The 10,965-nt window shown below is 65.1% G+C and carries 11 protein-coding genes; all 11 read right to left on the reverse strand.

Translation table 11 applies throughout. The features are described from left to right. Window positions 1–43: 43 nt before the first annotated feature. Complete coding sequence (locus ACP99_RS17380) at window positions 44–1,426, reverse strand: aminomethyltransferase family protein (protein ID WP_197052504.1); 1,383 nt, start codon at window positions 1,424–1,426, stop codon at window positions 44–46. Window positions 1,427–1,577: 151 nt separating this feature from the next. Further along, window positions 1,578–2,609 (reverse strand): ABC transporter ATP-binding protein, encoded by a 1,032-nt coding sequence (locus ACP99_RS17385; RefSeq protein WP_049987801.1) that lies wholly within the window; start codon window positions 2,607–2,609, stop codon window positions 1,578–1,580. Window positions 2,610–2,638: 29 nt separating this feature from the next. Continuing rightward, entirely contained in the window at window positions 2,639–3,472 is an 834-nt protein-coding gene (locus ACP99_RS17390) for an ABC transporter permease (protein ID WP_049987802.1), read from the reverse strand. Then, entirely contained in the window at window positions 3,472–4,395 is a 924-nt protein-coding gene (locus ACP99_RS17395) for an ABC transporter permease (RefSeq protein WP_081927566.1), read from the reverse strand. Before ACP99_RS17395 ends, ACP99_RS17390 begins: the two co-directional genes overlap by 1 nt. A gap of 3 nt (window positions 4,396–4,398) precedes the next feature. Then, complete coding sequence (locus tag ACP99_RS17400; RefSeq protein ID WP_197052505.1) at window positions 4,399–5,505, reverse strand: extracellular solute-binding protein; 1,107 nt, start codon at window positions 5,503–5,505, stop codon at window positions 4,399–4,401. Window positions 5,506–5,902: 397 nt separating this feature from the next. Further along, window positions 5,903–6,670 (reverse strand): FGGY-family carbohydrate kinase, encoded by a 768-nt coding sequence (locus tag ACP99_RS17405; protein WP_156105794.1) that lies wholly within the window; start codon window positions 6,668–6,670, stop codon window positions 5,903–5,905. An 8-nt stretch (window positions 6,671–6,678) separates the two neighbouring features. After that, window positions 6,679–7,425 (reverse strand): FGGY family carbohydrate kinase, encoded by a 747-nt coding sequence (locus ACP99_RS17410; RefSeq protein WP_049987805.1) that lies wholly within the window; start codon window positions 7,423–7,425, stop codon window positions 6,679–6,681. Continuing rightward, complete coding sequence (locus tag ACP99_RS17415; protein ID WP_049987806.1) at window positions 7,422–8,573, reverse strand: Cdc6/Cdc18 family protein; 1,152 nt, start codon at window positions 8,571–8,573, stop codon at window positions 7,422–7,424. The genes ACP99_RS17410 and ACP99_RS17415 overlap by 4 nt, the downstream gene beginning before the upstream one ends. 237 nt (window positions 8,574–8,810) lie before the next feature. Then, the gene (locus ACP99_RS17420; RefSeq protein ID WP_049987807.1) at window positions 8,811–9,587 is read right to left on the reverse strand and encodes a helix-turn-helix transcriptional regulator; all 777 of its coding nucleotides are present in this window, start codon (window positions 9,585–9,587) and stop codon (window positions 8,811–8,813) included. A gap of 53 nt (window positions 9,588–9,640) precedes the next feature. Continuing rightward, window positions 9,641–10,201, reverse strand: coding sequence for a TATA-box-binding protein (locus ACP99_RS17425; RefSeq protein WP_049987808.1), 561 nt, complete (start codon window positions 10,199–10,201; stop codon window positions 9,641–9,643). 568 nt (window positions 10,202–10,769) lie between these two features. Then, a partial coding sequence (locus ACP99_RS21110) for a hypothetical protein (protein WP_231554334.1) occupies window positions 10,770–10,965 on the reverse strand: 196 nt, incomplete at its 5' end.

A 10,965-nucleotide genomic window follows, 5' to 3' on the forward strand; every position in this document is an offset into this window, starting at 1 on the left:
CGGGAGAAACCGGTTACGCACACTGAGGCTTGCATCTGTAAAATCACTCTCGTTGGGAACTACCTAGTCGTGTCGAGACGGGTTCACCGGCTCGCCTCCACGTAGGGGTTCGGTGCGACGGTCGCTGTGATCTCCGTCTGCACGTGCGATTCGACCTTCGGGTTCGCCGACTCGCCGTCGGGCTCTCCCCACACGAGCGTGACTTCCGTCCCGGGTTCGGCGTACTCCGGGTCGACGAGCGCCAGCGAGAGCACCGCCCGTTCGTTGTACGTGTACCCGAAGTACTTCGAGAGACCGACGGTCTCGCCGTCGCTCCGCACCTCGTCGTAGTGGAACACCGCCCAGTACGGCATCGAGAGGTCGAAGTACTTGTAGGTCTCTCCGTCGCGGAGCAGTGACGCGAACAGTTCGAGCACGTCGCGTCGTCCCAGACGAGCGTGACCTTCCGCCGCTGGGGCTCCGCCGCCATCTCCCGCAGCGCCTCCTTGCCGACGAAGTCGTGCTCGAAGTCGACGAACCGCTCGTAGCCGAGTTCGATCGGGTTGAGGTAGTACTCCGAGACGTCGTCGGGGTCGAAGCTCCCTCCGAGCGTGCTGATCGCCTCGTAGCTGTCGGCGTCGAGCCACTCGCGGTACTCCGCCATCTCCTCGCCGAAGATCGCCGGTAACGGTCGCGCGATCCACCCCTTCTCCTGTCCCTGCGCCTTGTAGCTCTTCTCGCCGAGCTGTCTGAGCCCGAACGCCTCGCCGGCGTCGACGAGCGCGTCGCGGACGGTCTCGTGTTCCTCCCAGGGCCCCCAGATCTCGAAGCCGACGTTCGAGGCCATCGAGTGTTTCAGCGCGCGGACGTCGACGCCGCCGATCGTCACCTCGTCGAAGTTGAAAAACGGGATCTCGGGGATCGAACCCTCGACCGCGGCCCGCATCACGTCCAATGCGTTCGGCCCCTGCAGTTGGTACCTGAACGTGTCGTGCGGCTCGTCCTTGTCGTGGTACCGGTCGTCGACGTGGGTCCGCACGTCGTAGTCGCCCCGTTCGAGGTTGTACTCGACCCAGTTCGGGGCGACCGGCGTGCCGGTCAGCTTCAGTTCGTCCTCCTCGAGGTAAAACAGGATGGCGTCGCCGATGAGGTTCCCGTTGGGGTTGCAGGCGACGAACTGCTTCGCCTGTCCCGGCTCGAACCCCTCGAAGTTGTTGACGCCCAAATCGGCGAAGACGTCCAGCGCCTCGGGGCCCTCGACGTAGAGGTCCTTCTGGTGGTGCGACAGGTCCGAGAGGCTGCAGGTCTCCCGCCAGCTTCGGACCTCCTCGATCCAGTTGGTGTGTTCGGAGGGGACCGGATACGGGTGGCGACCGCGGTTCTGCCGGAGCAGTTCGGTCGGACTGCCCGCGTTCGCGAGCGCGTCTTCTAACGTCTCGTTGACCATACGAAAGACGTTCACGGCTCTCCGTCTTAAAATTACTCCCAATCCCCCTACTATTAGTAAATATTTCGCACGGCGACCGAACCCCCGCCAGACCCGACCGCGCCGTCGTGCCCTTCCTCCGATGGAAGTCGCGCCTCCGACGTGTTCGCGGCTACTCCGTCGACTGGATGACGTGGACCGACGACGGATCGATGTCGATCGAGAGCGTGTCGCCGGTGCCGACGGTCTTCCGTGACCGGTCCAACCGGAGCGTGAGTTCCCGGCCGTCCGGGAGTTCGGCGGTCGCCTGGACGTGCTCGCCCTGGTAGAAGAGGTTCGTCACCTCGACGTCGAGGGGACCGTCGCCGACGGGGATCTCGTCGGGGCGGACGAGCACCGTCACGTCGCCCTCCTCGACCGTCGTCTCGGGGGCGTCCACCTCTCCGAAGCCGAGCGAGAGCGTGCCGTCGCGGATCGTCCCCTCGAGCAGGTTCGCCGTGCCGATGAACCCGGCGACGAACTCGTTCGCGGGTTGCTCGTAGATCTCGGCGGGCGTTCCGATCTGTTCGAGTCTCCCCTCGTTCATCACGGCGATCCGGTCGCACATCGACATCGCCTGTTCCTGATCGTGCGTGACGTACAGCGTCGTGATCCCGAGGTCTTCGAGCAACTGCCCGAGCTCCTGCCGGAGGTTTTGTTTCAGCTTCGCGTCCAGCCCCGTCATCGGCTCGTCGAGCAGGAGGATGTGCGGTTCGATCGCCAGCGCCCGGGCCAGCCCCACGCGCTGTTGTTGACCGCCGGACAGCGTCTTCGGATCCCTGTCGGCCAGTTCCTCGATGTCGAGGAGTTCGAGTAACTCCTCGGCGCGCTCGCGGCGCTCTCGCTTGCTCACGCCGTGCATCTTCGGGCCGAACGTGACGTTCTTCAGCACGCTCATGTTGTTGAACAGCGCGTACGACTGGAACACCAGTCCGACGTTCCTGTTCTCCGGCGGCACGTGCGTGACGTCCTCGCCGTCGTAGCGAATCGCCCCGTCCGTGGGCGTCTCGAACCCGGCGACCAGCCGAAGCGCCGTCGTCTTGCCGCACCCCGAGGGGCCGACGATCCCCATCACTTCACCGTCGTCGATGTCGATCGAGACGTCGTCGACGGCGACTGTCGAATCGAACCGCTTCGTGACGTTTTCCAACGAAACTTCGGACATATCTTATCGCCTCTGAATTTCTGCCATGGTTAGATTCTCCGAACGGCTCCTCTGTTTCCGATGATCTGCAGTGCGATCGTGACCAACGCGATCAACAGGAAGAACACCGAGACCGCCGCCGCGGCGTTCAGGAACGACGCGTTGGTGATGTTGTTGAACAGGAAGATCGCGAGCGGCGGCGTCCCCCGGGAGTACACGATGTACGAGAAGTTGAACTCCGCGGCCGCGAGCGTCCACGAGATGATCGACCCGGCGATGATGCCCGTCTTGGCGTTCGGGACGATCACCGTGAGGAACGTCCGCGGCCACGACGCCCCGAGCGACCGCGCGCTCTCTTCGATCTGCTGGAGGTCCATCGACTGGAAACTCGACTGGACCGCCATCACCATGTACGGCGCTTTCAGGAGCGAGTAGCCGATGATGAGGGCGATCCCCGACGTCGAGAGGTCCGGATACGTCCGGAGGAAGGCCACCCCGAGGATGATCCCCGGTGCCAGCGGGAGGATCGCGAAGACGTTGACCCAGTCTCTCCCCCAGAAGTCGTACCGGGCGACGGCGTAGGCGATGGGAACGCCCACGATGAGGTTGATCACGACGCCGCCGAGGGCGAGCCCCGTGCTGTATACGAGCGAGGATCCGACCGCGACGTCGGCACCGACGCCGGTACCGACGATGACGTCCTCCCAGTTCGCCGTGGTGACGAAGCCGGTCGGGAACACGCCGAACCAGTCGCTCGCGAACGAACTGACGAACGTCATCACGACCGGGAACGCGAGGAAGAACAGCGTCAGCGCCAACACGAGTTTGACGAACGGCCGACCGTACCGGGCGGAGAGGCTCCCCTGCTGGAAGCGCTCGCTCATCAGATGCTCACCTCCGCGGAGGTGTAGCGGAGCGCCAGCACGGTGAAGCCGAACACGAAGAAGAACCACACTGTCGCCATCGCCGACGCCTGTGCGATGTTGAAGCCCTGCGCCAGTTCACGGTCGATCTGGAGCGTCCAGACGAGCAGCCCCTTCAGGATGAGGACCGTTCCGAAGATAGCCAGCCCCGTCCTGAACACGAGGATGAACGCGCCGATGACGCCCGGCTTGATCTGCGGCAGGGTGACGTAGCGGAACGTCTGCAGCGGCGTCGCGCCCAGGGCGCGAGCGGCCTCCTCGGCGTCGGTGTTCACTTCGGCGTAGGTCCCACGCAGCAACAGCAGCGCCCGCGGGATCATCGAGTAGATGTACGCGAAGAACAGGCCGCCGACGCTCGTCGCGATCGCGACGTCGATACGGGACTGCCCCGACAGGAAGGCGAAGACGTTGCTCAGCACGCCGGTGTTGCCGAACAGGATGATGATCATGAACGCGGCGACGATCCCCGGCAGGCTGTTGGGGAACGAGAGGACGGTGAGGATCACCGACTTCGCCGGGAGCGCGTACTTCTCCAGCGCGTGGGCGACGGGGACGGCGACGCAGATCGACGTCACCGTCGTCGCCGCGGCGAACCAGAGGGTGTTGAACGCGATGTTCCGGTAGTAGGGGTCCGTCACGAGCGTCCGGTAGTACTCGACGGTGAACCCCTCGGTCACCAGTCGGCTCTCCGAGAAGCTGATTCGGAACATCTCCGTCAGCGGGAACACGCCAGAGAACACGAGCAGGATCGAAAACGGGATGCAGAGGGCGACGATCCGCCTGATCTCGCGCTGGCGTTCGGACGCGGGCGACACCAGCGACTTCAGGGTGGCCTGCACCGACTCCGCCGCCCGCGTATCCGTCGATACGTGGTCGGCCCCCATCGCTCAGATCCCGGCCCCACGCGTGATCTCCTCGATGATCGACTCCTGGTTCTCGATGAGCGCCTGCTGATCGACGGTGAACTGCGTCTCCTCGTAGCGGCTCTGCGGCGGGAACTCGTCGGGCATGTCCATCTCGGGCGCGCGGATCGGTCGCGCGTACGCGTCGAGGAAGTGCTGTTGGCCCTCGATCGACAGCACGTAGTCCATGAACAGTTTCACGGCCTCCGGGTTGGGCGCGTTCGCGAGCATCGCGTACCCGTACAGCGCGTTGTACGCGCCGGCGTCCCCGTCGGGCCCCTCGAGCAGCGCGACGCCGACCTGCTCCTCGTCGAGGTCCTCGACGTTGTACTTCAGGTCCAGCCCCGAGTAGTCGTACCTGATGAACGAGGAGTACTCCCCGCTCGTGAACTGCGCGAGGAAGTTGTCGGTGAACTCCGCGCCGCCCTCCATTATCGTGTTGTAGTAGTCGATCACCGGCTGGACGTCGTCGAGACTCCCGCCGTAGGCGTTGTTGATCGAGAGGGCGGCCGCGAGGCCGACCGCCGCCTGCGGGGTCTGCAGGGCGAGGTCCTGCATGATGTCGGGGTGTTTGAGGTCCTCCCACGTCTGCGGTTCGTCGAGGCCCCGCTCCTCGAAGATGTCCTTCCGGTAGGTGAGCGCGGTCGTCACCTTTCGGGTCCCGGTACAGTGGCCGTTCTCCGTCTTCGCGTTGTCGGGGACCTTGTCCCAGTTCGCCGGCTTGTACGCCTGGGTCAGACCGTCGTTCATCGCCTGGATTGCGAACGTGTACCCGCCGTTGAACGCCGAGTGCGTCGGGTTCTGCGCGTGCGATCGGGCGTCCTGCAGCGCCTCTCCCGACGACCGGTCGTCGTCGTTGAGTTCGACACCGTACTGCTCGTTGAACGCCTCCATCACAGAGGGCCAGTTCATCCAGCCCGACTGGACGGCGTACACGTAGAGCTTCTCGTCGGTGGGGAAGTTGTCCGAACAGACCGTCGTCTGCGAATCGCCGTATCCCACCTCGTAGGTGTCGCCGGAGCAACTACCGCCCCCCGAATCGCCACCCGAGTCTCCATCGCCGCTGCCGTCGCCGCCCCCGCCACCACCCATACAGCCGGCGAGGCTACTACCGATGACTGCACCGCTCGATGCGAGTATCTTCCGCCGCGTGGCCGAGTTGTTAATTTCTACCATAGCGAGCGACCGTAAACGACTTCGTGACAAATTGTGATAAATGTACTGGTGAACAAAACAAATTTATACGTCTTTTCGACCGATACCGACTCTTTCCGTCGTCAAAACAGGTGTTTTAGAAATATACTACTACGTTTTGGTATATATTCGTTGTCAGTACGGCATTCCGTCCGAATCTGAGCGATAGCAGAGCTAGTGCTCCGAAGCCGTCCACAAACACGCCGCTATATAAATTACTGCTACCTACATTCCCACCAATAAATCCGCCCGGTCGACGCCTTTCCCGGTAACTACCTCATACAGTCGGCAGATCCTATCGGTAGAGCCGCGCCGTCGCCTCGACGAACTCGCGCCACCGACGGTACGCGGTTGCGGTGGGTTCGGACTCCGCCGACGGCGTGAACGTCTTGCCGGCCGGGCGGTGCGCATCGAGATCGGACAGTTCGTCCCAGACGCCCGTCGCGAGCCCCGCGGCGAAACACGCCCCGAGCGCGGTGGTCTGCGGGACGTTCGAGCGGACCAGCGGTCGATCGATGAGGTCTGCCTGCCACTGGGCGAACTCGTCGTCCTGCACCGCGCCGCCGTCGACGAGGAGACGACCGTGCTCGACTCCCGTCGCGGCCTCGGCGGCCTCGACGACTGCGCGCGTTCCGAAGCCGATCGCCTCCACGGCCGCCCGAATCACGTCACCGCCGTCAGTACCGCAGTCGAGGCCGACGACGCCGCCGCGGGCGTCGGGGACCCAGTCGGGAGCGCCGAGCCCGCCGAACCCCGGCACGAACTGCACGTCGCCCGCGACGCTCCCCGGTTCCGGCCGGCTGAGTCCGCCGGCGTCTTCGAGCAGGCCGATCGTCCGGAGCCACTCCAGGACGGCCCCCGTCGCGAACACGGGCCCCTCGAGCCCGTAGCGCGGCTCGCTCCCCGCTCGCTGGAACCAGATCGTCGTCAACAGCTCTCCGTCCGCGCGGACCGGTTCGGTCCCCGTGTTCTGCAGGAAGAAGTTCCCCGTTCCGTAGGTGACTTTCGCGCCGGCGTCCTCGCAGGCGACCCGCCCGAGCAACGCCGCCTGCTGATCGCCCATCACGCCGGTCACCGGCACGGCGGCGTTGATGACACCTCGGGGTCCGTCGTCCCGAACCCCTCGGGGTCGCTGGAGGGACGCACCGTCGGGAGCGCCGCTCGGGGCACGTCGAACAGGTCGAGCAGGTCGTCGTCCCACTCGCACTCGTGAATGTCGAACAGCATCGTCTGGGCGGCGTTGGTGACGTCGGTCGCGTGCGTGCCGGTGAGGTTGTAGAGCAACCACGCGTCGACGGTTCCCAGAAGCACCTCGCCCGCCGCCGCTCGCTCTCGGGGGGCGTTTTGCGCTCTCCCTCCGCCGTCGGCTTCGCCGCCGTGGTCTAGGAGCCACTTCGCGTTCGGCGCGGCGAAGTACGGGTCGGGCTCCAGTCCCGTCCGCTCCCTGATGAGCCGGGTTTCGTCGGCGTCGAGCGCTCGTATCGTGTCCGCCGTTCGGCGGTCCCGCCAACTGAGAGCGCTGGTGACCGGCCGTCCGGACTCCGCCTCCCAGAGCAACACCGTCTGGCGCTGACTCGAGATGCCGAGCGCTCGCAACTGCTCGGCGTCGAGGTCGGCGCTCTCGAGTGCACGCCTGATCGCGTCGGTCGCACAACTCCACAGCTTCAGCGGGTCGTACTCGACTCTGTGACCCCCGGTCGAGCGCTGGTAGTGGCCGGTGAACGCCTCCCAGAGCGGCGTTCCCTCCGAGTCGAACACGACGAACCGGGTCCCGCTGGTGCCCTGGTCCAGCGCGCCGATGTACGTCTCCTCGGTCATTCGTTCCGCAGCGCCGCGAAGAGCCGTTTCGAAAAGTTCGGTTCGACCCCGCTGGGCTGCCGCCCGGTCGCCTGCGTGCCGACTGCCACCTCCTGTCTCTCCAACACGCCGCGCTGGGCGAGTTCGTACAGGAGCCGCTTGACGGTGCCGTCCGTCAACTCCGTCTGGGCTGCGATGACCTCCGCCGCCGACTCGATGCTCGTCTCGCCGTCGAGCGAGCGGTCGATGAGCTGTGCCAACACGCGCTGTTCGTTCTCCGATAGCGCCATCACCGTTCCGATCGGCACGCCGCCGGACGGGACGGCCGCCGTGCCGACTTCGACGTCCTCGTCGCGGAGTCGCGTCGCCCCGTCGGCCTCGGCGTTCATCGCGGCCACGAAGAGCGCCGCCAGCGCGTCGTGGGCGTCGCCGTCGGCCCAGTCGGCGAGCCGCTGTGCGTGGACGTGATCCAGCGTCTGTGAGAGGCCGCGTGATCCCCTGACGGTGAGTATGTCGACGAGTTCGTAGGTGTATCCGGGCACGTGAACCCGCTGTTCCGGCATCGGCAGGGAGAGCGCTTCCGGGGGGTCCCTCCCCACGCCGATCCACGCGAGGTCGTCGAACGGCTCGAAGAACGCGTACAGGTCCGCGAGGTCGACGGTCCCGCGCTCGCCGAGGTGATCGACGGCGACGAGGACCGTCTCGCTCGCGGCGGTGACCTCCTCGATGCGGTCTCCGAGCGCGCTCGTGCTCACCCCGCGCTCTGGGATGGCCTCGACGAGCAACCCGTCCAGTAGCTCCCGGTACAGTCGGAACCGACTCGTCGCGCGCCGCGCGTCGAGGTAGGCGAACTGGACGTCCGGCCGGTCGCTGCCGCCCCTCGTCGCCGTGTAGAACGGATCGCTCGCGGTCACCTCCGCGTCGAGCGCGGAGATCAGTGCGGTCACGATGGCGGACTTCCCGGACCCGCGTGGCCCCCAGACGTAGGTGTTCGGCGGGACGGCCCGGTCGAAGAGCGGGTCGATCGCGTTCAACAGCGCCTCGAAGAGCGTCTCCCGCCCGACCGGTTCGGGGAGATGCACCCCGGGGTTCAGCGAGTCGCGATCGACGACCAACTCGTTCTTACTGCGCCGGGTCCGTCGGCGCTCGATGCGTTCTGTGAGGTCCATAAGACGCGGTGAACTACGTAGTACACCGCGCACCGGCCCTAAAACTCTTGTTGCTACTTCCGTGGTCGCTGCCGGTCCCCGCCGTCCGACGGGACCTCGATCACGCGAGCGACGACCGACCCGCGATTCCGACGCGGGCCGGCGGACTCACCGCCCCCGCGTTTCGGGAATCTGGTCACCGCTTCGCCGGAACCGATCCCGTCGACGCCGCTCGTTTCTCGGTCGGGCCTTCGCCGCTCACAACCAGGTCTCGGCGCGGTCTCGGACCTCCGCGAACGTCCGCTCGCCCCACGAGACGAACTCGTCGTCGGTGCTGTCCGCGCTCGCGACGAGGTTCCCCTGATCGTCGTACGCACCGAGGTACGCGTGGCCGTCGACGATCATCAGCCCGGACTCGAGCGGCGGTTCCGACACGTAGAGGGTGAATCCGCCGAGTTCGTCGGCCCGTTCGAGCGCGTCGGGGTACTCCTCGGCGGACGTGCTCAACACGTCGCTGTCGACGATCAACTGCACTTCCGTGTCGTCGCCGATCACGCGGCCCGCGGCCCGATTGAACACCCGGCTCACGATCGGGGTGATGCCGTAGAACTCCTCGACGGGCGCGTCGCCGACGACCGAGAGGAATCGATCCAGCGGCGCGTGGGGGTTCTCCGCGGTCGCTTCCGTGTACCTCGTCTCCGCGAGCGTCCCGCAGTCGATCTCGCCGGTCGTCGTCCCCAAGTTCTGCAGGAGCGTCCGGTACCGGTTCGAGACGACCATACACTGCTCGAACGTCTCGTAGCTGTCTACCACGAGTTCGCCCGCACGCGTGAGACAGTATCCTTCCTCCGTAGACTCCTTCTCGGCCCAGCCGCGTTCGACGAACGCTCCGACGGCCCGTTGGGCGGTTTCGCGGGCGCACCCGCATCGATCCGACAGTTCGCTCGGCCGGGTGGGACCCGTCTGCAGGGCTCGGAGGACGTCGACTCGTATCTCTGATCCGGCTAGAAACGCGATGTCGTCGCGCGCGCTCATCCGTTCACACCTTCGGGTTGGTCGGTATTATCCTGTCGAACGCGACCTCGACGTTATCCCAGCAGGCCGAGATCGTCGATCCGCTTGACGATCTCTTCGACAGCCGTCTTCGCGTCGTCGGTCCGCTTGCCGCCGGTGATGACGATCTTCCCCGACCCGAACAGCAGAATCACGACCTCGGGTTCGTCCATCCGGTAGACGAGTCCGGGGAACTGTTCGGGCTCGTACTCGACGTCCTCGAGGCCGAGTCCGATCGCGAGGGCGTTCAGGTTCAGATTGTGACCCAGATCCGCGCTCGAGACGATGTTCTGGACGGTGATCTCGGGGTTCTCGTCGACCGGAATGCTCAGGCCGCGGAGTTTGTCGAAGATGATCCCCAGCGCCTCGTGAACGTCGTCGATGCTCTTCGCACCCGTACAGACGATCTTTCCGGACCGGAAGATGAGCGCCGCCGCCTTCGGCTCCTGAGTCCGGTAGACCAGTCCCGGGAAGTTGTCGGGGTTGAAGTCCGCACCCGGCAGGTCCTCCGCGAGGGCCTCGAGGTCGAGCTCCTGGCCGATTCCGGTCGATGCGACTACGTTCTGAATCTCGATTGAATCTGCGGGCGCACTCATACTCTGTCGAAGTATCTTCGCCCTTCCTTATAAAGCCCCGTTATAAATGAATGCCGTCAGCGGTCGCCCCGCGGCACTCGGGGAGGGACTGGTCGGGTCCTCGCCACCGCTCTGAAATCTAGTCGTGCTTCGCACGCACGTGTGTACAACAACGATAGCCGAACGGAACTACGCCTCGGTCGTCGCTGACACAGTCGGGACGTCCACCGTCGGTTTCCCCGTCGCTACCGCAACGCTCGCACCGGACTGTTTCCAGACTGTCCGCGGCTTGCGTCCTCTTGTGAGTCGCATCACCCACGCGCTCGCGGGACTCGCGTCAACTGATCGAACGTTCAGATGCCGGTCGATAGCTCGCGTGTTGTTAGACGATCACACATATCTTCCACAATTTTTCGAAATCTGTGCGGGATCAACGGGGTTAAGTACAACCCTCCCATCAGACGGTAATGCGAAGAACACAACGCGACTGCGGGCGGTTGAACTCCGTCCGCGCTCGCTCTCCGACCCCCGTGGCATCCGCCGCGGGGCGGGACGGATTCAACGGGTTTATACCCGTCCACCGTTTCGCTCAAGTCGGACACGAAATGAGGATTCCACCCCTGCGGTCCGCCGTACAGATGGGATCTGATGTTAGCCTTGGTGGTTCGGTGACACCTGTCTGGTGTCTACTGAACCACTGAACGGACCACGCAATGATTGGTGATCTCTCTTCCATCCGGAAGAGAAATCCCGCCACCCTCCTCCCACACGGGAGGAACCCATTC

Source organism: Halobellus rufus (assembly GCF_000739575.1).
GTDB classification, from domain to species: domain Archaea; phylum Halobacteriota; class Halobacteria; order Halobacteriales; family Haloferacaceae; genus Haloquadratum; species Haloquadratum rufum.

Coding starts and splice junctions, on each gene's coding strand:
- ACP99_RS17410 (WP_049987805.1), bottom strand. CDS start 7,425: ATGACCGAGGAGACGTACATCGGCGCGCTGGACCAGGGCACCAGCGGG.
- ACP99_RS17415 (WP_049987806.1), bottom strand. CDS start 8,573: ATGGACCTCACAGAACGCATCGAGCGCCGACGGACCCGGCGCAGTAAG.
- ACP99_RS17420 (WP_049987807.1), bottom strand. CDS start 9,587: ATGAGCGCGCGCGACGACATCGCGTTTCTAGCCGGATCAGAGATACGA.
- ACP99_RS17385 (WP_049987801.1), bottom strand. CDS start 2,609: ATGTCCGAAGTTTCGTTGGAAAACGTCACGAAGCGGTTCGATTCGACA.
- ACP99_RS17380 (WP_197052504.1), bottom strand. CDS start 1,426: ATGGTCAACGAGACGTTAGAAGACGCGCTCGCGAACGCGGGCAGTCCG.
- ACP99_RS17390 (WP_049987802.1), bottom strand. CDS start 3,472: ATGAGCGAGCGCTTCCAGCAGGGGAGCCTCTCCGCCCGGTACGGTCGG.
- ACP99_RS17395 (WP_081927566.1), bottom strand. CDS start 4,395: ATGGGGGCCGACCACGTATCGACGGATACGCGGGCGGCGGAGTCGGTG.
- ACP99_RS17425 (WP_049987808.1), bottom strand. CDS start 10,201: ATGAGTGCGCCCGCAGATTCAATCGAGATTCAGAACGTAGTCGCATCG.
- ACP99_RS17400 (WP_197052505.1), bottom strand. CDS start 5,505: ATGGGTGGTGGCGGGGGCGGCGACGGCAGCGGCGATGGAGACTCGGGT.
- ACP99_RS17405 (WP_156105794.1), bottom strand. CDS start 6,670: ATGGGCGATCAGCAGGCGGCGTTGCTCGGGCGGGTCGCCTGCGAGGAC.